Below are 22,021 nucleotides of genomic sequence, written 5' to 3'. Positions count from 1 at the left end.
CGCCATCTTCTGCCACAATCGCCTCTGCTTCATGCTTCAATTCTTCCGTGCCAGGCGCTGCTGCTTGCAGCTCTTGCGTCTCTTCTGTCTGCAATTCGTTCTGTTTCTTTAGCTCCTGCTTTTTCTTATTGAAAATATCGCGAGTTTCTTTTAACGTTTCCACGACTGCAGGTGTTAATTTCTTAAATTCACCTACTTTTTGCTTCATTGCAGTCAAGTCCGTCAATTCACCTACTCTTTGCTTCATTGCAGTTAAGTCCGTCAATTCACCTACTCTTTGCTTCATTGCAGTTAAGTCCGTCAATTCACCTACTCTTTGCTTCATTGCAGTTAAGTCCGCCAATTCGCGGCCCTTTGTGCCGACTGCCTGTACACCTTCCATCACGCGACTCTTCAATGGAGCTTTTTCGCCGATTTCAATCATTTTTGTTTTCGCTTTGCGAACGTTATAAGCTACTTTATCACGGTTGCTCTTCTTTATCATTGTTACAGCTGCACCGACAGCTACCCCAATTGCAATATTACGTACGATGTTGTTTTTCTTTTCAATTTTTTCCATTTTCCTCCACCCTTTCAGTTTATATGGAATTTAAATACCTCGCTCGTTTCGAATACGTGCCAATAGCCGGTTGCATCCATCTGTTACAAGGTCGTATACTTCATTGAAGTTTCCAGTAAAATAAGGGTCAGGAACATCCGTCCAGTCTCCGTTCGGAACAAAATCGGACAAGCGTCCTATATAGCCGTGCACATGACCTAAGCGCTTCAAATCCTGCAGATTCTTGTTGTCCATTGCGATAATGTAATCGAACTTTATTAAATCTTCTTTTTCTACTCGGCGAGCTTGAATTCCTTCATAACCAATTGCATTTTCTGTTAAAATTTTTTGTGTCCCAGAATGAGGAGCCTGTCCAATATGCCAATCGCCGGTTCCGGCTGAATCAGCTGTGATTTCGTTTTCCAGACCTTCTTTTCTCACGAGGTCCCGAAAAATCGCCTCTGCCATCGGAGACCGGCAAATGTTTCCGAGACAAACGAACAATACATGTATCATTCTGCTTTCTTCCTTTCGTAATGCATCGTTACATTTAGTATAGTCAATCCCGTACGAGTTATAAAGGAAATCGACTGGGTACCCCTGCAATAATTCCTTAACGAATGTTATGCAAAAGATGATAAGATAAGGGTATGTCATATTTGTAAGGAGTGATTTCATTGGATTTGTCCGTTAAATCAAGAGAAAATATCGAGCATATGGTAGAAGCTATTAAAGAAAAGCTGCGTATGGTAAATGCCGGCGCTGTGCGTGCTGAAAACTTCAAAGAAGAAATGTATGAAGACTTGCGTGATATTTACGATCACGTTATGAAACGCGAAACATTCAGCATCAGCGAGATGCAGGCTATTACAGAAGAGCTCGGCACACTTATCAAAAAATAAAAAAGGAAAAATAACAAAAAAGACACAACGCTTTGAAGGCTGTTGTGTCTTTTCGCATGTCTGCATAACCTGTATTGTATATTAGTTGGCACTTGGTCCCTTAGCTGTTGTGTCAGCTTTCTCTTCTGCTGGTGCAGCTTCTGTTGCTGGTGCTTGCTTCGGTTCTTCTTTTACAGCTTGCTTTGCTTCCGGTGCCGCTTGTACAGGCGGCTCTGGAGCCGGATTGGAAGCAGATGCTGGCGGCGTATCAGATGTTTTTGGTTCTTCTATTTTTACATCATAAACTTTTTCGATGCTTTTCATTCTGTCTTGAGCATCGCTGCTCTTACTGCTGATAGATGCTGCAACTGCCTTATAATATTTGTAAGCTATTGCTATATCATCTTTTGTACCATCACCGTTTTTATACAGACCTTCGGCTTCATTATACATAGCATCTGCAACAGCCGTTATGTCACCCCGTACGTTCTCAGGTAATTGTTCCTTGTCTTGAATTGCATTAAATACTGACAATGCTTCATAAGGCTTTTGCTGTTGCAAGTATTGATTCCCGATCAATAGCTGATCAAGGTAACCGTACTTCACAAACGCTGCGCGTTGCTTATATTCCAGTTTTACCCCTTCTGTTGTAAGAAGAAGATTGTAATATTCTTGGGCTGCATGAAAATCTTTTGATGATGCAGATAATGCCTCACTGGCTTTCTTGTCAACTGCATCTGCTGCATCTTGGAATTTTTTAGAACTTTGTAGCAGTTCTGCAATATCTGCACGATTGATTTTCTTCGCAAACTGGCTTGCTTGCTGCACATGATAAAGGATTTGCGTATCATCTTTATTTTCTACAAACTCATCCCAATGAGAAATGAAGGCTTTCCATTCTCTGGCTTCAAGCTGTGTTTCCGGGAGAGCCGCATTGCTGATGCTGATACGTTCCAGCATAAATTGTATTGCGTCATCTACCTTTAAGCCCTTGCCTTCTTTCGCATCATTTAAAGCTATCTCCATGTTGTCTTGTACTTGTTGTAATAATTCTTTTGCGATATCCTCAACAACAGATTTAATTTGTGCTTTATTTGCAGCATCCGCGCGATTATATGCTTGCTGTGCATAGAATAATGCATCGTATGGATTTTTTTCTCCAAGCAGCTGAAGCGCATGTTCATAAAGAGCAGTTGCGTCTAACTTCAATAATTCCTCAGTACCCTCAGTTGGCGGAACAGCAGCAGCCGGAATTTGTTTCACAATTAAGCTCTCCATTTCCTGCAATGCTGTCTTTTGAATCTCTGGCTGATTTACATTCGTATTTGCTACAAGCTGATATAACGCCAACGCTACGTGCGAATCTTGTGACTGTCTTGCTACAGCTAGTAAATCTTCCGTTACTCCTTTAAGAATATCATTTGATCCCTCTGAAATCGCGTTATTTCCAGGGCCATTTAGATAATAAAGCGTTTGTCGAGCCATGTTTTGCTGATAATTGCTTGCTGCCAGCTGCGCTAAATCCAAGCCGAAGTACGGCATATCTGATCCTTGTCCTAAAGCAAGAAGCTGATATTTATTTTGTACGTCCAGCAGATTTGCAGATGGATTATTAAAGAACAAATTATTATTTTGCAGTCTTTTCAACGCTTGCCCATATACAATTGACAGTTTATTTTGATCCATTCCGCCGCTTAAATGTTCTTTTAATAAAAGATTATAGTCTTGATGATCGCCCCATAATGCTGTGTCATTTGGAATAAAGATAGTCAGATTCATGGTTTTCAGTTCGTCTGGTTTTGGTCCTGGTTTTGGTTCTGGTTTTGGCTCTGGTTTTGGTTCAGGGCTTGGTTCAGGGCTTGGTTCAGGGCTTGGTTCAGGGCTTGGTATAACAGGGATGACTACTGTAGTCCCCCCCTGTCCAGGTATTATAGTCGGCTGATCCGCCGGAATGACAACATTCAAAATATCCCCGGCTATTGTTTGAATAGGCTGTACTGCCGCTGCAATTACATATTGCGACAAATTGGAAATATCGTCGAGCACACTTCCTGATTTCTCAGAAGTTTTCGATTTCTTCGTGCCGGATACAAGCAAAGCGCCAAGAGAATTTTCTTTTTCATAGTTTTCATCCAAGCTTAATTGCTCTTTATTTTCAGAGGGCTTCTTTGCATCTGCCTTCTTGTCTTCTGTTACTTGTACATTTTCCTTTTTCTCAATTTTCTTCTCCCCGCCAAACAGTGTACAGCCTGTAGCGAGCACCACGCTGGAAAGTACGACTGTCGTGACTTTAAACCTTTGATTCATCTGTCTTCCCCCTAGTTTATTTCACGAGATTTTTAACCTCTAACTCTTGCTTTTTGTCTTTTGCAAGCTCTCTTTCAGCTGGATCCGTATCGTTCTGCTCTGCTTTCATCAGTGCTTCATGAGCTTCCTCGTATTGTTTTTGATCGATTAGAAATGTTCCGTATAGCAACTGAGCATGGCCATCATTCGGTTTAGCATCTAATACTTTTTTAAAGCCGCTCTTTGCTTCTTCTATTTTATCTATTTTCCCATTCAGCACTGCCAAATTTAATTCTAAATTGTCATTGCTGTATCCAGTCTGCCGAATTTTCTCATACAGCTTGATGGCTTCATTATACATACCGTCACTTTTATCTTTTTTGTTTTGCACCTCATAAAAACCGCCAGCCTCCGAATAAGCACTTGCCAAATCTCCTAAGACAACTGCATTGTTAGGGTCGGTGCTTCGTATACTTGCGAGAATATTAATTGCGTCTGTATACTGCGCTTCCTTCTTTCCGGCATCCGTTTCTGTTCGGTTTGCCCATATATACGCACGTCCAAGAAGTTGTTTATAGCGCGTTGTATCTGGATCTTTTTCAGAAGCTATCTTATATTTTTCAATAGCTTGTCCATAGTTTTTATCAATAGAAGCCAAGTCTCCATCAATAGCGTTCACAAAGGCAACGGAAGCATTATCTGTTTGGTTGATCATATTTAAAACATCCCGTGCTTTTTGTGATTGTCCCATCTGTCCATAGCTCACAGCTAAATCACGCAATGCCAGATTTTGATATTCGCCCAATTTTCCATCCTTGGAGTCCAAAGCCTTCTTATAGGAAACTAACGCTTGCTCATAATTTTTTAAACTGAACCAAGCCCGGCCTATAAAATATGATGCAAGAGAGCTTTTCTTGCTGATTTTTCCCTTAGCTGTCAAATCAGTAAGATATTCAATTGTTTTTTGATATTGCTCCCGCATAACATACGTAGTAGCAAGTTTGATATAAGCTTCTTCCGTTTCTTTTATACCCGCAGCTTTTTCAAATTTCCCTTCTGCTTTAATATAATCCTTTTGTTTGTATGCTGAGTCTCCCTCAGCGATATTGGACTTATACCGATACTCCATAATCCCGTAATAACTAAAATATAAAACAGCAACCGCACCTATACCTATGCCCATTCCAATCAGCCATTTTTTGTACGGCTTCGGCTTCTGCTCTTCTTTTCTCGCAAACGGACTCGGACGCTCTGCACGCTGAATATAACGGGGCTTTTCTGCCTTTTGCTTCGCAGTTTCAAAAGCTTGAATTTTAGATGTCTTTTCCTTTTGACGCTGCATTTCTTTTACTTGCCCTGTAATAATAGCAAGCTCTTGTACAGCGGCGGCGTCTGCTGCGTATAGCTTTTGAGCGTACTCATAAAGAAAGACCGCTTTCTCAAATTCATCGGTTTGCTCATACACTACAGCTGCTTCTGTATAATCTTGCAGCTGAAAAGAGGAGTTTACTTGTCCGATACGCGCTTCTAAATTTCCTATAATTCCTTTTATGTCTTGATGGAGCGCAGCAAACCGAGGTTGTGCATGCATATATTGATACTCCCGCAGAGCAGCCTCTACATTTCCTGCTTGCTCTAACAGATCTGCCGCTTTCATGCGTTCTTCCGCTGAAAGAGCAGTTTGCTCTTCAGGAAGCTGAGCTTGAGATTGCGCTGCGCATTCTTCATATCTCTGCTTGCTTTCTTGCTGTGCGGCTTCCGGCAGAGCTTCCCACCATTCGCGGAAGCTTGGACACTCTTCTAAAGAATTGCTGTTCCATGCTCTTTGAAGCAAGTCTGCAAGCTCGTTTCCCCAGTTCTCTTCCAAAGCTCCTAACAATGTACGATAACGTTCGCTGTCTTCTTGTATATCGATTTCATCAAAGTAGCTCATATCGTTTGCTTTTGCAATACGTACAGATTCATCAACCCAGCCGAGCAGTTCAGCAAGCAAAACGGCTCCGGAGAAACGGTCTCCGTACGGCGTCCAAATTCCTTCTTTTAAATACGCAGGCGCATATCCTTTTGTTCCGCCGGGAAGAGCCGCTGGCTGTTCCGCATTCGAGCTATACATTTGTTCAATGTCGACTAGTTCAATTGGATAAGAGGAGGCTTGATCTTCCAAATAAGGAAGAATGAGATTGCTTGCCGATAAATCGCAGTGCGCCAGTTCTTGTTCTTCTAATTTAAGAAGCAAGTAACCTAGCGATCCTGCCAAAGACAAACACTGTTCTTTTGTAAGAACTTGGTGCTCCAAAAGAATATCCGCCCACGTCGGACCATCAATCCAAGGCATTAAAACAGCCTGTGATAAGTCCTCATATCGAGAAATAAGTTCTCTATGATTTGTTTTTGTAAGAATGAGCCTCTCGCAGACTTTTAATCCCGGAAAATTTTTATATTCTTCATAATGGCTTGATGTTTTAGAAGACTCTACTTCACGAAAACGGCTCCGAAAGATCTTAAGCGCCGCTTTTGGGACAGAATCTGAATATAATTGATACACAATACCCTGACGTCCCTCTTGCCCGTATGGAATGTCAATTCCAATAACGGCAGGATGTTTTGCAGTTTTATATGTTCGATCAAATAACGTAATTTGATCATCCACTTGTGGTTGAAAACTCATGAAAATACTCCTTACCCTTCATTGTGAAACAAACCGGATGACCAAGCAATATCCTGGTCATCCGGTTTGTTCTTATCCAATATGTAACACAAAGGGTTAGCCTTGGTCTGCTTGGCGGAATTTAGTAGCAATGTTTTTCAATTCAGTTTCAATGCTTTGAAGAATGTCTGTGTAGCCCTTCATCAGCTTTTCTGCTTCGCCGAATTGAATTTGGAATTTATTTTTTGTGTTGCCGTCCCACTCGCCGTAAAGGTTATGAATTTGACCTTGCAGCTTTGAGTTAATTCCTTGCGCTTGGTTAATACCGTCACGGAATTGACGTGCAATAGATTCCAGTTGGTCTGGAGTAATGAGAATACGAGCCATTGTTTTTCCCCCTAAAGAAAATTTATTACAGACAAAATTATACATGACGTGAATATTTTTTGTAAAATATTAGAATGAATTTTACATACTTTTTACAGATTCCCATTTTTTTAGAATCTGCTCGACACATTTCGCTAATTCTGCAGGGGAAGCAGCTGGTAAAGCTGTTTTTACTTTCATATGCTTCCTTTTAATGAAATACCCTTCTCCAGGCGGCAGTTCTTGATCTGTTTCCTGGTGAGGAATCCGAATATTATAGAAGTATACATCATTGCTGTAAGTAGAACCAAGCAAGTATCCTACATACTTTTTCTTAAATTCGCTGAACCATCCTTCGTGACCATGATTGGATAAGTTTGATAGTGTTCCTGCCATAATGAAATAGATTCCTTTATCCCGACCCTGTCTAGCAATTCGCTCTACATAGTCTTTTACATCATAAGAGTAAGAGATTTGCTGTGCAAATGTATCGCCGTCGTCAATGACAATAACGATTACAGGATCTTTCTTTGCTGGCTCATGTTCTTCCAATAAAGAACTGGATGTTTCTCTCTCATCCATACGCGCTGCAATTTCCTGAAACACAGCTGTCATTTCCGTCTCGTCTCCGGCAAATCCCTGTATGTGCGGCAAGTTTGATAATGCATAAAGACCGCGCGGCTTTGGATTCGGATCTACAAGATACACTTGCAGCTCTTCCGGTGAACGATCTTTTGTTAGAGATAATACCATCGTTTGGAGTGTAGATGTTTTACCGCCTTCGACTCTTGCCCCGACAAGTATGTTTCCTGAATCTTCCAACAAGAAGGAATGAACTTCTAAATCCTCAGCCTCTAAGCCGACTGTAATTTGTCCAGGCTGATTTTCAATGTCCGCGAGCGTAAATTCCGCAGGCATCATCGGGATCGGCCTTGCTTCTTTTCCTGTCCATACGCTCTTCATTCGATTTGCCAGGCTACGTAGTTCTTTTAAATGCAGGGTCTCTTCACCCATATACGGAAGAAGCGCTTGGAAGATATAAGGAGGTATGCTTCCTTTTATGAAGCCGCGGCCTTGCGGTAAATTCGTTCCTGCAAAAGCCAGGCGTCCCACTGCGTAATAATACTCAGAAGGATCTGCCAGTTCAAACGATACAGCCAATGGAATCAGATTTCGATAGCGATCATACATATCTGACCCTTGGTTGACGGTAATGATAAAATACACACCATATGCTGCTCCTTCGCGCAGCAGCTGACTCAATAGTTCATTTTCTGCTTCAAATGAATTACGGAATTGCAAATAGCCATCAATGCATACGAAAATAGCAGGGATTTTCTCACCCGTAATACGAACGTAGCTTTCTAAAGATGTAGCGCCTTCTGCTGCGAACTGGTCTTTGCGTTTATTTACTTCTTTTAAAAGGAAACGGAATAGGCGCGCCATTTTTTCCTTTTCATCTTCTTGCACAATGCCTCCGACATGCGGGAAAGCGCCGTATTCACGCAACTGCCGGCTGAAATCTACCGCGTACATATTCACTTCTTCTGGAGAATGCGTCAAAATGAGTGACGTAATGAGCGTTTGCAAGAATGTTGTTTTTCCTTTGCCGGGCATGCCATACACAAGCAAATGCCCCTGTGACAGATTAAGCGGCAGTGTATATTGCGCCTGGTTTTCCACATCGTCAACAAGGCCAACATCAGGAGTCAGCCACTTCTTCTCTTTTTTCCATTCCGCTTCTGTCCATTTCGGATACAACGTTTCAAGCGGAAGCTGCCGCGGCAGCGGCTCTGTCCATGGTCCTGGGATGGGCTGAATGCCTTCTTGCTCTGTCACTTCTTTTATGTGTTGAATTAATACTTGAAGCTGCTTTTGTTTCTTCTCGGAAGCCTTTTTAACCCGTTTTTTCATTTCGCGTGTGCCGTTCAAATGCACAAGAGCAAGATCAACCTCTTCTTTGTTACTTTCTTCCACCGGATCATAAGGTGCACCGCTCCAAGCGGATTGGAAAAATTCTAATATCTCTTTTTTCCCGACCATTAAATAACCGCGGCCCGGAACAGTAATTTTTGATGCATCCGTCATATCAATCATTTCACGGCTGTCTGCATCATCCTGCACGCGAAGGCAAATACGGAAGCGAGAGTTTGTCCAGATGTTCTCATCTACAACACCTGCCGGCTTTTGTGTCGCTAAAAGCAAATGGACGCCAAGCGTACGTCCGATAGCGGCGATACTCACGAGCTCATTCATAAATTCCGGTTCTTCCTTTTTCAGCTGAGCAAACTCATCAATGACGATAACCAAATGCGGCAGCGGTTCTTTTTCACGCCATTCCGTTTTATAGTACTCATCAATGTGCTGTACGCCTGTCTTCACAAAAATCTTTTGGCGGCGCTCCAGCTCTGCATTTAAAGAAATTTGTGCACGCTGGATAATATTCGGATCTTCAAGGTTTGTGATGGTGCCGATTACGTGCGGCAAGTCAGCAAATGTATTTGACATACCGCCGCCCTTATAGTCGATGAGCATAAATGCCATTTCATGCGGATGGTACGTAATGGCAAGAGACGCGATAATGGACTGGATGACTTCACTCTTACCGGAACCGGTCGTTCCAGCCATCAATCCATGCGGTCCGTGACCTTTTCGTTCAATTTTGTCATGTATATTTAAAATAACCGGTTTGCCGCCCTCCCGCACCCCAATGGGCACTGGAAGAGTTTGCGGGTAACGGTTTTGCTTCCAGCGGTTTTGAATATCCAGTTCTTCTATTCGAGTTACGTTATACAAGTCCAGCAATGTACATACACGCGGAATGGATCCGGCAGCAGATTGACGCACGCGCAGCGGCGCCATGCTGCGCGCTATGCGCTCGCAGTTTTCTAAAGCCGCGATATCCACTTTAAATTCGGCTGCTCGATGGTCGAAGCCTTTTTCTTCAGACGAGTACGTCTCAATAATGCGTCCTCTTCCTTTATGTACCTCTACAACCCAATCACATTCCATCGGAAGCTCTTCTTTTCGCTCCGCAAGCAAGAACGTGCACGCTCCTACCGCGCGCTCATCTTTTAAAAGAAGCGGCATAATCGCATCCTCTTCAATAAACTTTAAGTTAGATACGAAAAAAATATACAACGGCAAATGATTGGGAGCATCATATGAATCAGACGAGGCAATTTTTCTCGTATTCAATACCGGAAACAGTTGCTCCAAGAGCTTGCTGATCATGAGAGAACCGCATGCAAGGAAACGAGAATCCTTATGCTCATTCCACACGTGCGGCAGCCATCGCATCCACTCCCACTCTTTCTTTTCCCGTTCGGCGTACAGGGAAACGAGCTTGACTTCGTTAGGCGCATGATGCGTTACAATTTGCAGCGTTAATGTACGAACTAGATTCAGAACCTCCTGCCGGTTGCCGACAAGACCAACTACTCTGTTTTTTGTAAGAGACAATAGTGTCGGCACGTTTTCAATTTCACGGTAATTCTGTTGGATTTGCTGCGCTTCTGCAATAAGAGGATCAACCTCATAGCCTTCCTGCTCCGGCGCCGTAATATCAACTTGAAACGGGCGTTTTCCAAGCCCAAGGCGCAAATTGAGAAAATCTTGTCCTTGCGGTGTTCTTTCCCATAACGAACTGTGCCGTGCACCAATACGCTCCATGCATTCCGCCGGACTTGGGTCTCGCTCCAATAAATAGCGCGCTTGCTTCACTCTTATTTCTTCAAGCTCTTCTCTATGAAGATGCAGCTGTTCCAAGTACTTTTGCTGCAGCACCTCTGTTTGTAAGCAATAATTTTTCTTTTGACGAAAATACAGTAAAATGGTAACCAAGTACGAGCCGACCATTGGAATACTAGAAGCAAACATGAACAGCATATAGCTGCTGTTTTGACTCATTTTCTTCGAAATATAGTAATATAGCACAATCGTAATGACTGTAAAAATCAGCGGCACAACCATGGATTCAAACGAAAACTGCGGCGGTGCAGGCATATTGGGCGGTCTGTGAATGACCACTTTTCCGGATGGCAGCTTCGACTTTACTCGCGGCGCTCGCTGAAAATAAGGCGATTCATGCATTCTATTCCCCCCTATTCAAGCAGCTTCCAAACATATTCTTTATTATCCGGCTGCTTCGGTTCTTCAGGAACAACGCTCGGAACCGGAGCTGACGGTGCGAAAGGTTTTTGTTCCACAGGATTTTGCTCTGCAGGGTTCGGAATCGGCTGAATACCCGGACGAAGGCGCAAATACATGCCATCCCATATCCCTGCATCCGCAAGACGTTCCTTCCTTCCAAGTTTTTTCCAGCTCTTTCCGTCTACAGCATATTCTAAATCATACATTTCATTTTTCCATTGGTATTCTATTCCATCCAGTTCATACAACTCTTCCACAACTTGTGCGGCGCTGGCGCCGTTAAACAGCTCTATATCCATTTCTCCGTTTCGCTTGGAAATATATGTAATGATAATGGATTCCATTTTTATCGCCCTTTCTCAATGGCAATATCCAGTAAGCATAAATCATCGCTTGTAGGCGCCTGCTGACTTTGTTGGATAAAATGCTCCAATTCTTCCTCTGAGGGCATAGAAGCAGATCTATCCAGTAAAGCAAGGCCATCTGAATACACAACGATTCTATTAATCTTCCCTGAACCATTCCATTGCTGTACAAAAACAGCTGGACTGCCCCCGACGCAGCCTTGTTTAGAGGACCAGCGTTCTGCCGTATGAAATGTGTCTCCAAGCAAATTCGTCTGCTCCCCTTCTGATCCGAACATACGAATGCGAGAATCTCCTTGATACGCAAGTACAACGCGCACTTCGTCTCCTCGTACATCAATCCGCCCGCACATATACATAGCTTCGCTTCCGTGCTGACGTTTTTCTTCCAATACGTCCCGCAATAAACCTTCAACAGAAGCAGGCAAAGGATGACTGTCTACAACCTGTGTTCCTTCCTCGGTCAAATGCTTTAAATAAGAGGAAAGTGAATTTTGTATGTTTTCTTGCTCTCTCTCCTCTGGCAATTCCTGCAGCCAATCCAGCAATCTATCCCCTAAAAAACGCGCTGCTACATCTCCGCAAAATGACAGACTGACTCCGTCACATACGGCAAAGATGATAGAGTCCTCTTCTATAGACAAAGAAAAATAATCTTGTCCGATATCATTTTCGAGCTGTGTTTCTCTTGCTCTCCTATACGTATAACGACACACGAAAGGCTGCTTCTCTATTTTGCATATTGGCGTTTCTTTTTCTTGCAGGCTGACGATTCTCATGATATCCCCCTTAGCGAACTGGCGTTGCCGCAGACATTTGGAACCCTAATGATACTAAGTCTGCACTTGTACCAGGGAGCATCATCAATGCTCCTTTTTGTATACCATATCCTGTCTCCATCATCATCTCTCGGTAGCTCTCAGGAATAACGGAAGACATCGTTTTCAGCTTATTTCCATACTCCTCTTGCAGAGCTGTATCCTGCATAATTCCAGCCCATTTTTTTGACTGTAAAATAGGCTGCTCCAAAATTTCATCCGAAATAAAAATATTTTCTACTAAAACGTTCCCATCTGGTACGCTCATCTCCATGATCCGTTTGACAATCGGCTCAGGGTCTTCTCCTGTAGATGCCCCGTCTGTCATATGACACACGAGCGGCGCAGGACAATCCTGCAAGTTCGGCAACTCCTGCTGCAAGAGTTTTTCTACAACAGAGAACGCTTTTGCAGTGTCCGTAAGACGGTGCGTTTGAATGCTGTCTAGGGGCCTCATACGCGCTACTTCATCAATACTCTTCACTCCGTCTAATAAATCAAACACATGATCACTATAAGCGAGCATAGAAATACGATAACGCGGCGAAAGTCTGCTTCCTTTTGTAGAACGAAATACCATTTGACGAATCGCTGATGCAAGCGCATCTGTTACAACGTCAATTCTTCGCTTTTGTTCTCCTCCCGCTTCCATAAGCTGATTCATAGAAGCGCTCACATCCAACAGATAAATAATATAGGCAGGCGTTTGCTGCGTTGCTTGAATACGATACTCCACCTAATTTCCTGGTTAATTTGAAATGTATAAAAACATATAAAACCATCTCAAACCAACCAGTCCTCCTCTCTAACTCTCTAATTTTATTTTCTTGCTCTTTAAACGGACTGCTGTAATGTTTCTATATCTGAACACATAAGAATAATTCAAGTTGATGTATTTGGATATAAGTAGCCCGCATAATCATAAATGGTATTGTCGGCGCCAACATTTGTTTTCATCCGTAAATCATCTGCCTTTTTGTTCCCTTTTTCAGCAAGACTACAGGCTCCGATTGACAATACCGTTTGTTTCACCCTAATCAGCTAAACTCCCTGCTATTCAATTTCTTATATTTCTTAATTTACGACTCCGTACCGTTTTACATTAAGGGTAAAGAAGACTGCTTAGATCGAAGGATGACATCCTTCATTTCTTGAAGAAATTCGGAAAGACCAATCGAACGAATCTCCACAAACTCTTGAAATTGTCTTTCTACACGTTTTGCAATCCAATTTGCCTGCTCCGTACATAAGAGGCGCAAGCTGTTAATTCTCCACTCTTCCTCTACATGATAAAAAGATGTAAATTGACCGCAATACGCATAATGCTTAATGGACTTTGCGAGCATTTTGGCAACAGCTGAAGGAACTTGCTTTTCTTTCAGCACCTTTTCTATATATTTCAAACTGTAATACTCTTTGCTTTCCAGTAAATCAGTAAATACTTCCATGGGCAGTGTAATAACGCTTTCATATACAATCGGTTTTTCCTCAGGCAGCATCACTTGTACTACCTCGTTCCAAGTTTGTGATGGATTGCCTCTTTCCTGAAGCAAATAAGAAAGATGATCTCCTTCTTCTGATACTTGGCTTTCAATAACCCTTCGGGCGTTTAAATAGAAGTAGCTTTCCTCTTGTTTTCCGTTCCAATCAGATTGCAGCCACAATGTCATATTCGTTTTTGTACAGATTTTAATATACTCTAATAATTCAGGCATTATATCTATATCATCATCCTGATACACAATATATCCTTTACGAACAAGAGACTGTGCGGCACGTTTCATTTCTGTTTCGATTTCTTCTATCCAATATCCTATAAAAGGATCAGGCACGCCAATTAGGGCATTACATTTAAACAGACTAGCAAGAAAAAAGAACTCTTCATTTGTCAGTTCTATCCCTTTTTTTATACTCATTACACTAATCTCCTTTTATAAACCCCTCTTATCCATTAAAAACAATCCCAACCCGCTTCCGCAGGAAAACGTTACTTTCGAGCGTGTTTTCCCTTCTATTAAGGAAGGCTTTCGGACAGGACTGCTAAACATTTATTATTTCAAGCCAGCTTGGCACATATATTTCAAACGCATACTCACTATTATACTTTACAAAAAAGCCGCTTCCCAATGAATGAAACGATCTTCTCAAATTAAAAATAGAAGAGAGACTTAGACAGTCTCTCTTCTATTTTACCTCATTTTTGGGATTCTGTTTAGAGCAAAGCATCACTTATTTATGGGCATATCTATATAAGTTATCTCTCTAGGATACCGTAAATGAATATGACCGCAAACGCTTCTTATTGCTGTATCTTCTCTTCACAAAAAACTCACATTTTCATTCTTATTTTGTATGTTTATTAACCGATGGCACGGAGATTATATATGAGTGAATTATAATTTCGACATTTCCATGTGCGATGTGCAACCAAAAGGGAGTATGGTATGCTTCTTCTCTCTGGTTTACCCTGGCATGAACCACTACAAGGTTTGACCGTTTCTGCACGTCGCCGGATGCTCTCTCCCCACTATAAAAAGACGGTTTTTTTATTCACTTGTATATAGTCAGCCGATCTTCATGAATTGCTTCAATCGATCTTTCACAAATTCCGCTTCATATTCCCAGCCTTGTTCGCTTCCGAACTCAATTCCATCAAACAGCGAGCTTGTCCCGACAGAGGTGCCGAGCCCGGCTGTGCCCGATAAACTGAACGCCGCTCCCATATAAGTATCTCCAACGGCAGAAGTTTCCCCTGCCTTCGCATGTTCCGTCACTTGGTCATCGTGAAAAGCAGCTGCGCTTAAAGAACTGGAATTATGATCTTTTCCGTCTTCCATAGGGAGCACCGTATAACTTGTGTCATTTGGCTGATATTCATGTCTCCATTCATCAGAACCGGTTCCATCACCAGTAAAAAACGTAAACATCGTTGGGTTGCTCACCTTAATTCCCTTTACGTTTTGCAGCTTGCTGTATGCAATCGCCGACACAAATCCCGCTGCTATCGTTCCAAATGAAAGAGAGCGCGCCGCTTCATCATCAGTATACTGAAAATCCGATGCTTTCTTATGAAGAAAACGCCCCTGTTCTTCCAACACTTCCACGAGCATAAGAGATATACGCTGCCATTCGGACAAAATTTGTTCCAGCTGAGCTTTTTGTGAACTTTCCCATACTGCACTATGAATGGAGCGAGTTAAAGTTTCAGTGATTTGCTGAAAGTTTCTCGCTGTCTCTCGCAATGTGCGGCCCATCTGCTCAAGCCGGTGCGGATAAACTAATATGCGCCCCAATTTCATTTCTCCCCTATCGTAAGATCATATTCTAGCTTCCTTCTCTATATCTGTTTCACGTTCTATGATATCCTATATTATACATTACAAAAAATATCTTCCACAATATATTTATATACAATATATACAAAAAGGGTAGACAACGCATATTTATTTTGCTCTATATATGAGTGAATGATAAATTCGACATGTCCATGTGCTATGTGCAAACAAAAGGGAATATGGTATGCTTCTTCTCTCTGGTTTACCCTGGCATGAACCACTACAAAGGTTTGACCGCTTCTACACGTCGCCGGATGATCTCTCCCCATTATCAAAAGACATTTTTTTATTCACTTGTATATAGTTATAATTTTAGCAGCTTTACCAACAACGTAAAGAAATTCCGTTCATATTCTCATAACATTTTCAGACGTTCCAAAAAATAACTTCATTAATAGAAACAGCTCCTTGCATTTACACAAGAAGCTGCTGTTGATTTAATATGCCTTACCCCAATATACCATATGCTTCGCTTCCTTTTCACAGCACACACATGTATCTGTCAAATGGGCTTGTTCAAATGGAATGCAGCGCGAAGTAACGCCTGCCTCTTCTTTTAACCGTTCTTCACAAACCAAATCGCCGCACCACATCGCTTGGATGAATCCTTGCAACTTATCAGCTGTTTGCTTCATTTCTTCCATTGTACGCACAGCGTAAGTTTTTTCGTCGCGCAATGCTTTGGCACGCGCGAACATCGCTTGATGAATCTCTTCCAGCAGCTCGGTGATACGGGCTTCTAGCGCATCCATAGAGACGATTTCTTTCTGTTTAGTATCGCGGCGGACAAGCACAACTTGGTTGTTCTCAATGTCCTTTGGTCCAACTTCAAGGCGAATTGGTACACCTTTCATTTCATATTCATTAAACTTCCAGCCCGGTGATTTGCTGCTTGCATCTATCTTCACGCGCGACACTTTACTGATGCGCTCCTGCAGCTTTGCCGCTTGTTCCAGTACGCCTTCCTTATGCTGGGCAATTGGGACGATCATCACTTGCGTTGGTGCAATTTTTGGAGGAAGAATAAGTCCGTTGTTATCACCGTGCACCATAATTAAAGCGCCGATTGTACGAGTTGTCATACCCCATGATGTTTGATGCGCATGCTGCCATCTTCCATTTTTGTCTAAATATTTAATATCGAAGGCTTGTGTGAAATTCGTTCCGAAGTTATGGGATGTAGCGGTCTGCAGCGCTTTGCCGTCATGCATTAAGCTTTCAATTGTATATGTCGCTTTCGCCCCTGCAAACTTTTCCTTTTCTGTTTTTTGTCCCTTTACAACAGGTATGGCCAAATAGTTCTCACAGAAGGATGCATATAGATTTAAAATGTCGATTGTTTCTGCTTCTGATTCCTCTGCAGTCGCATGAACCGTATGACCTTCTTGCCATAGAAACTCTGTCGTACGAAGGAACGGACGCGTTGTTTTTTCCCAGCGCACTACCGAACACCATTGATTATACAGCTTTGGCAAGTCGTTGTATGATTGTACGATTTTCGCGAAGTGTTCACAGAATAAAGTTTCCGAGGTCGGGCGTACACAAAGGCGCTCTGTCAGCTCTTCGCTTCCGCCATGCGTAACCCATGCCACTTCCGGCGCAAACCCCTCCACGTGATCCTTTTCCTTTTGCAACAGGCTTTCCGGAATAAACATTGGCATATATACATTTTCATGTCCCTTTGCCTTTAAGCTGTCATCCATGATGCGCTGGATGTTTTCCCAAATCGCATAGCCGTACGGGCGCAGAATCATGCAGCCCTTTACGCTTGAATAATCGACAAGCTCTGCTTTTTTAACAATATCGGTATACCACTGGGCAAAATCTTCTTCCATTGCAGTAATTGCTTTTACCTGGTCTTTCATTCTAAATTCCTCCTTTATGAAAATAAAAAAGCCCGCATCCCTAATATAGGGACCGAGCTTGTGTCGGCGGTACCACCCTGATTTATATAATCATATATACCCTCAAGTCAGATAACGGTCTTAATCCGCTGCAGCCTACTGCTAATTCGGTGCAGAACTCCAAGACTGGTTCCATGTCGCCTTTTTGAGAATCTTTCAGCCGCCGGATTCTCTCTCTGCTAAAAAGGGGATGAACATGTACTATTCCTTTTCTTCGTCATAATGTTATGGAATTGTTGATTATGATAATACAGAAGCGATTTTTCTTCAATAGGGAAACTGTATATTTCCAGAATTTTTCCCGAATCCTTTACGATTTATACATGAAGTTTATGTAAGAGTTTTGTAAACTCGTGTTTCTCCTGTTCATCTCGTATTACAATTTTAGTTGTCTAGAAGATGTAGGGGGTATTGTATGGGCGAAGCATTAACAAAATATGTAATCATCATTTCTTTTGATTGCCTGTCTTCTTTAGATTTCCCGCTTTTGCAGGCGCTGCCTAATTTTCGCTCTCTGCTGAAGAACGGCGCTTATGCAAAACATGTGGAAAGTATTTATCCTTCCGTTACGTACCCATGCCATGCAACGATTGTAACTGGAAACTACCCTTCGCGGCACGGGGTTGTAAGCAATACACTCCTGCAGCCCGGGCGGCATTCTCCAGATTGGCATTGGTACCGTCGTTCTGTTCAGGGGACGACTTTATATGACGAAGCAAAAAAAGCAAACCTCATAACAGCGGCATTGCTTTGGCCTGTGACTGCGAAGGCGAAAATTGATTACAATATGCCGGAAATTTTCCCGAATCGCCCCTGGCAAAATCAGATTTTAACTTCTCTGTTAAGCGGCAGTCCGCTCTACCAGTGGGAAATGAACCGCCGCTTCGGCCATATCCGGAACGGGTTGAATCAGCCGGAGCTTGATGATTTTGTATTAGCTTCAGCCGTTCATACCATTGAAACGAAGCTGCCAAATGTATTGCTTATTCACTTTACGGATTTAGATACACAGCGGCACCTTCACGGATTTTCCTCCAAGCAAGCTATGGATGCAATTCGCAGGCACGATGAGAGACTCGGGCAAATTATAAACACGCTAAAAAAAGGCGGAATATATGAAAATGCAACAATAATTGCACTCGGTGACCATAGTGCGCTGAACGAAGCAAAAGCGCTGCATGTCAACGTGCTGCTTCGGCAAAACGAGCTGCTCAAAGTCAATAAGCATGGAAAAGTGAAAAGCTGGAAGGCCTACTGCAAAAGCTGCGACGGCTCCGCTTATATTTACTTGAAAAATTCGAATGATACAGATACGAAGCAAACTGTTTCTCAGCTTCTAACCTCTTTATTGAACGATTCTTACAGCGGCGTAGAATTTGTATTAAACGGAGAAGATGCCAAGAAACACGGGGCGGACGGGAATTGTTTGTTCATGCTGGAAGCAGAGAAAGGATACTATTTTCTGGAGGATTGGACGGGGCCATATATGAAAACGATCATGCCGGCAGACGTGACAGCAAATAAGAAATATACGCTGGCAACACATGGATACTCTCCGACAAAAGAGCATTACACAACGATTTTCATGGCAGCCGGTAAGGGAATTCGCCAAAATATCGTCATCCCGTTTATGCGCCTTATTGATGAAGGGCCGACAATAGCAAGGCTGCTCGGGCTCAGCCTTGGTGATACGGACGGCAAAATTATAGAAGAATTGTTAACAAATGATTGAACTATATATAAGTGAATAAAAAACCTTCTTTTTATAGTGGGGAGAGATCATCCGGTGACGTGCAGAAGCGGTCAAACCTTTGTAGTGGTTCATGCAAGGGTAAACCAGAGCGAAGAAGCATGCAATACTCCCTTTTGGTTGCACATAGCACATGAAAATGTCAAATTTATCATTCACTCATATATAGCAAGGGTAAAACATATGTTAAGTTTTCTACCTTTTTTGTTTCCATTCTTTACGGTCTTGTACAATGACAATAGAAAGAACCGAGGAGGATTTGGATGAAAGGCATGACGAAGCAAGAGAAAAGCTGGGTGTTTTATGATTGGGCGAATTCGGCGTATTCCATTATCATCACTACCGCTGTGTTTCCGCTATACTTTAAAGCTGCGGCGAAAGAAGCCGGCATTGCGGCGTCCGCATCGACAGCTTATTGGGGCTATGCGAATTCCTTTGCAACACTGCTTATCTCGCTGTTAGCACCTATTTTAGGAACAATTGCAGATTATAAAGGCTTCAAAAAGCGTTTTTTCACCTTCTTTTTTGCGCTCGGCATCGTGTTCACGACGCTCCTCGCATTAGTTCCGAGCAATCAATGGCTTCTCTTGCTTTTTTGTTATATGCTCACAGTCGCAGGGTTTGCCGGAGCCAACATCTTTTACGACGCCTTTCTAGTGGATGTGACAACAGAAAGCCGCATGAGCCGTACGTCCGCAAGAGGGTTTGCGTTCGGCTATATCGGCAGTACCATTCCATTCGTTTTGGCAATCGCTTTGATTATGACGGCACAAAAAGGTATTCTGCCTTTTTCTGCTTCTGTCGCAAGCCAAATGGCCTTTGCAATTACTGCGCTTTGGTGGGGACTCTTTACGATTCCGATGCTGAGGAATGTAGAACAGCAGTATTATATGGAACGTGAACCGAAGCCTGTTGCGCAAAGCTTTAAGCGTCTTTTTCAAACCTTCCGCAATATTAAAAAGCACCGGGCCTTATTTTTATTCTTGCTTGCCTACTTCTTTTACATTGATGGTGTAGATACGATTATCACGATGTCTACAGCTTACGGAACAGATTTAGGCATCAGCTCTACGGACTTATTGCTCATTTTATTTGCCACGCAGGTCGCAGCTTGTCCATTTTCCTTGTTGTACGGTAAATTAGCTGAAATTTTTAAAGGCAAAACGATGCTGTACGTTGGCATTATTATGTATATCATCATTTGCACGTATGCTTACTTCTTGAAAACAGCGCTCGATTTCTGGATTTTAGCTATGCTTGTTGCATCGTCGCAAGGAGGCATTCAAGCTTTGAGCCGTGCTTACTTCGCTAAAATTGTTCCAAAAGAATCCTCCAATGAGTTTTTCGGATTTTATAACATCTTCGGAAAGTTCGCTGCGATTATGGGACCGTTTCTTGTCGGAGTTACTGCACAGGCTACCGGTCAAACGAACAGCGGTGTATTAAGCATTGTTGTCTTATTTATCATCGGCGGATTTTTATTAATTCGCGTGCCAAAAACAGAAGATATCTCCAGTTCCAATTCTATGTCTGTATAACAATAAGGAGAGGCCCATTCACTGCCTCTCCTTATTGTTATTTTTATTCATGGATACGATTCACTTTTTAATTCTGCCTCTTCTCGGCAGCTTGTTCGTCTTTTTTCTCTTTATTCACGGCAAACCTATGCTTCCAATACCGCTAATTGTATCAATGCTTTCATATATTTAATCAAATAGACTACTTTTGTGTAATGCTGTAATACTAAAACTGCGTTTCGAACGCAATTTGGATAGTAATTTTATTTCTGCTGCGCGCATTGCATTCTCTCGTGATTCTGCAAGAATGAGTAACTCTCCTTTAACCTGTTTCCCCTCGCCTCTTAAACCCTTTTTAGCTTTTTTATATACATATTCAATCGTATACTTGGTAATCATAACTCCGCCTCCAAATAGAATGCTTAAAGTATATTTCTGATTCTGGCGCAAAAATAGTGAGCAAAGTGATTGCCTCATTTCTCGAACACATAGTATGAATGAAAAAACACTCAGACATGCCATATGTTATTTCTCCCAAATAACACATGCTATATTTTTTTGTTTTGCACCAAAACTAATTAGAACAATCAAAATACTTATCTTTAATTTATAACGAAACTACATAATCCAACAAAAAACTACATAAAATTCATAATTTTTTAAAAATAAAATAGATGTTTGAGAGTTTAGGTGCATGTCGATTAAACAACACCGCATATGCATATGAGTATACTTTTTGTGTTTTGTACGCACGTTGTATAATATATGTATACAACATAAAAAGGTATGAGTCAATATTTTCTGAAATTTATCATAAATTAGGCGAGAATACCCCCACTTCAAGCGTGTGAATGGTGTAGTGTAACGGTAAGTGGGGGATGAATCGCCTTCGGGCAAGAGATAGGCACGTTCCATCTCTATTGTCCGATATGTAAAAATTTTGTAAATGAATAGAACGTACGTTTTGTTCGTGATAAAATGAGGAATAGACAGGAGGTGAACCTATGATTCGAGCGAAACGAGTCTATTTCCAAACCTCAAAGACAAATCTGCAGCGCTTATTTGACTGTAATCGCGAGTCCGCCAAAGTATGGAATGATTGTTTGCGTCGCGCAAAGACTTATTATCTGCAACATAACGGCAAATGGATCAACAAGTCTGCCCTCCAAGCACTGACGAAAGGAAACTACCACCTACATTCTCAAAGCATACAAGCTGTATTTGAAAAATACTTGTTCGCCAGAGATGCCACAAGAGCCGCCCTTCTAAAAGGAATCAAAACCGCCAAATATCCCTACAAACAAAAGAAACACTACAATACGAAATGGAAGAAAGACGGCTTTTCCGTTAAAGAGAATGGTACCATTCATTTGTCAATGGGCATCCATAACGGAAAACGGGAACAGCCCATTGTCGTATCTGTAAATCCTGCGACCTTACCCGAAGGAAAGCTGAAAGAAAT

General features: G+C 42.1%; 17 protein-coding genes, 1 pseudogene and 1 other annotated feature. Of the genes and pseudogenes, 4 read left to right on the top strand and 14 right to left on the bottom strand.

Features of this window, described 5'->3' with window-relative positions; all coding sequences use genetic code 11:
• Together H540_RS0116840 and H540_RS0116835 are read right to left on the bottom strand one after the other, a co-directional pair.
• Nucleotides 1–559 (bottom strand): DUF4075 domain-containing protein (locus H540_RS0116840; RefSeq protein WP_051317151.1); only part of this gene is annotated, 559 nt, incomplete at its 3' end.
• A 30-nt stretch (nt 560–589) separates the two neighbouring features.
• A complete protein-coding gene (locus tag H540_RS0116835; RefSeq protein ID WP_028401647.1) occupies nt 590–1,054 on the bottom strand; it encodes a low molecular weight protein-tyrosine-phosphatase in 465 nt (154 codons plus the stop codon).
• A 161-nt stretch (nt 1,055–1,215) separates the two neighbouring features.
• Between H540_RS0116835 and H540_RS0116830 the strand changes: the two genes are divergently transcribed.
• Nucleotides 1,216–1,440: a DUF1128 domain-containing protein gene (locus H540_RS0116830; RefSeq protein WP_028401646.1), complete on the top strand. Its 225-nt coding sequence runs from the start codon at nt 1,216–1,218 to the stop codon at nt 1,438–1,440.
• 81 nt (nt 1,441–1,521) lie between these two features.
• Here the strand turns inward: H540_RS0116830 and H540_RS0116825 are convergent, their stop codons facing one another.
• The 11 genes from H540_RS0116825 to proS all read right to left on the bottom strand — a co-directional run bounded on the left by H540_RS0116825 (nt 1,522) and on the right by proS (nt 17,253).
• Nucleotides 1,522–3,726 carry a hypothetical protein gene (locus H540_RS0116825; RefSeq protein ID WP_028401645.1) on the bottom strand — a complete coding sequence of 735 codons (2,205 nt, stop codon included), beginning with the start codon at nt 3,724–3,726 and terminating at the stop codon, nt 1,522–1,524.
• Between the two features lie 16 nt (nt 3,727–3,742).
• A complete protein-coding gene (locus tag H540_RS31460; RefSeq protein WP_051317150.1) occupies nt 3,743–6,373 on the bottom strand; it encodes a tetratricopeptide repeat protein in 2,631 nt (876 codons plus the stop codon).
• Between the two features lie 96 nt (nt 6,374–6,469).
• Nucleotides 6,470–6,739: a WXG100 family type VII secretion target gene (locus H540_RS0116815; RefSeq protein WP_028401644.1), complete on the bottom strand. Its 270-nt coding sequence runs from the start codon at nt 6,737–6,739 to the stop codon at nt 6,470–6,472.
• An 81-nt stretch (nt 6,740–6,820) separates the two neighbouring features.
• Nucleotides 6,821–10,810, bottom strand: coding sequence for a type VII secretion protein EssC (essC, locus tag H540_RS0116810; protein WP_028401643.1), 3,990 nt, complete (start codon nt 10,808–10,810; stop codon nt 6,821–6,823).
• An 11-nt stretch (nt 10,811–10,821) separates the two neighbouring features.
• The gene (locus tag H540_RS0116805; protein ID WP_028401642.1) at nt 10,822–11,214 is read right to left on the bottom strand and encodes a hypothetical protein; all 393 of its coding nucleotides are present in this window, start codon (nt 11,212–11,214) and stop codon (nt 10,822–10,824) included.
• Nucleotides 11,215–11,216: 2 nt separating this feature from the next.
• Entirely contained in the window at nt 11,217–12,014 is a 798-nt protein-coding gene (locus H540_RS30015) for a protein phosphatase 2C domain-containing protein (RefSeq protein WP_051317149.1), read from the bottom strand.
• A 10-nt stretch (nt 12,015–12,024) separates the two neighbouring features.
• Complete coding sequence (locus H540_RS0116795) at nt 12,025–12,789, bottom strand: vWA domain-containing protein (RefSeq protein WP_028401641.1); 765 nt, start codon at nt 12,787–12,789, stop codon at nt 12,025–12,027.
• 146 nt (nt 12,790–12,935) lie between these two features.
• Complete coding sequence (locus tag H540_RS33305) at nt 12,936–13,085, bottom strand: hypothetical protein (protein WP_155891053.1); 150 nt, start codon at nt 13,083–13,085, stop codon at nt 12,936–12,938.
• Nucleotides 13,086–13,150: 65 nt separating this feature from the next.
• Nucleotides 13,151–13,969, bottom strand: coding sequence for a hypothetical protein (locus H540_RS0116785; protein ID WP_028401640.1), 819 nt, complete (start codon nt 13,967–13,969; stop codon nt 13,151–13,153).
• Between the two features lie 648 nt (nt 13,970–14,617).
• The gene (locus tag H540_RS0116780; RefSeq protein WP_028401639.1) at nt 14,618–15,346 is read right to left on the bottom strand and encodes a WXG100 family type VII secretion target; all 729 of its coding nucleotides are present in this window, start codon (nt 15,344–15,346) and stop codon (nt 14,618–14,620) included.
• A 479-nt stretch (nt 15,347–15,825) separates the two neighbouring features.
• Complete coding sequence (gene proS / locus H540_RS0116775) at nt 15,826–17,253, bottom strand: proline--tRNA ligase (RefSeq protein ID WP_034671240.1); 1,428 nt, start codon at nt 17,251–17,253, stop codon at nt 15,826–15,828.
• A 44-nt stretch (nt 17,254–17,297) separates the two neighbouring features.
• Nucleotides 17,298–17,516: a binding site (T-box leader), on the bottom strand.
• Nucleotides 17,517–17,707: 191 nt separating this feature from the next.
• Here proS and H540_RS0116770 point away from each other — a divergent pair.
• On the top strand, nt 17,708–19,024 hold the full coding sequence (locus tag H540_RS0116770; RefSeq protein ID WP_028401637.1) for an alkaline phosphatase family protein: 1,317 nt from the start codon (nt 17,708–17,710) through the stop codon (nt 19,022–19,024).
• Between the two features lie 281 nt (nt 19,025–19,305).
• Nucleotides 19,306–20,580, top strand: a complete 1,275-nt coding sequence (locus H540_RS0116765; protein WP_028401636.1) for an MFS transporter — start codon at nt 19,306–19,308, stop codon at nt 20,578–20,580.
• 168 nt (nt 20,581–20,748) lie between these two features.
• Here H540_RS0116765 and H540_RS0116755 read toward each other — a convergent pair whose 3' ends face one another.
• Nucleotides 20,749–20,958, bottom strand: a complete 210-nt coding sequence (locus H540_RS0116755) for a hypothetical protein (protein WP_028401635.1) — start codon at nt 20,956–20,958, stop codon at nt 20,749–20,751.
• 605 nt (nt 20,959–21,563) lie between these two features.
• Between H540_RS0116755 and H540_RS0116750 the strand changes: the two are divergent.
• Nucleotides 21,564–22,021 (top strand): annotated as a pseudogene (locus H540_RS0116750) (RNA-guided endonuclease InsQ/TnpB family protein); the annotation flags it as partial.

Source organism: Ectobacillus panaciterrae DSM 19096, assembly GCF_000430785.1.
GTDB classification, from domain to species: Bacteria; Bacillota; Bacilli; order Bacillales; family Bacillaceae_G; genus Ectobacillus; species Ectobacillus panaciterrae.
Note: the sequence above shows the minus strand (reverse complement) of the source record. Positions and strands in the feature narration are given on the sequence as shown.

Bases quoted from the DNA above. Each gene is read 5' to 3' on its own strand.
- H540_RS0116835 (WP_028401647.1), bottom strand. From the start codon at position 1,054: ATGATACATGTATTGTTCGTTTGTCTCGGAAACATTTGCCGGTCTCCG.
- H540_RS0116825 (WP_028401645.1), bottom strand. From the start codon at position 3,726: ATGAATCAAAGGTTTAAAGTCACGACAGTCGTACTTTCCAGCGTGGTG.
- H540_RS31460 (WP_051317150.1), bottom strand. From the start codon at position 6,373: ATGAGTTTTCAACCACAAGTGGATGATCAAATTACGTTATTTGATCGA.
- H540_RS0116815 (WP_028401644.1), bottom strand. From the start codon at position 6,739: ATGGCTCGTATTCTCATTACTCCAGACCAACTGGAATCTATTGCACGT.
- essC (WP_028401643.1), bottom strand. From the start codon at position 10,810: ATGCATGAATCGCCTTATTTTCAGCGAGCGCCGCGAGTAAAGTCGAAG.
- H540_RS0116805 (WP_028401642.1), bottom strand. From the start codon at position 11,214: ATGGAATCCATTATCATTACATATATTTCCAAGCGAAACGGAGAAATG.
- H540_RS30015 (WP_051317149.1), bottom strand. From the start codon at position 12,014: ATGAGAATCGTCAGCCTGCAAGAAAAAGAAACGCCAATATGCAAAATA.
- H540_RS0116785 (WP_028401640.1), bottom strand. From the start codon at position 13,969: ATGAGTATAAAAAAAGGGATAGAACTGACAAATGAAGAGTTCTTTTTT.
- proS (WP_034671240.1), bottom strand. From the start codon at position 17,253: ATGAAAGACCAGGTAAAAGCAATTACTGCAATGGAAGAAGATTTTGCC.
- H540_RS0116770 (WP_028401637.1), top strand. From the start codon at position 17,708: ATGGGCGAAGCATTAACAAAATATGTAATCATCATTTCTTTTGATTGC.
- H540_RS0116765 (WP_028401636.1), top strand. From the start codon at position 19,306: ATGAAAGGCATGACGAAGCAAGAGAAAAGCTGGGTGTTTTATGATTGG.
- H540_RS0116755 (WP_028401635.1), bottom strand. From the start codon at position 20,958: ATGATTACCAAGTATACGATTGAATATGTATATAAAAAAGCTAAAAAG.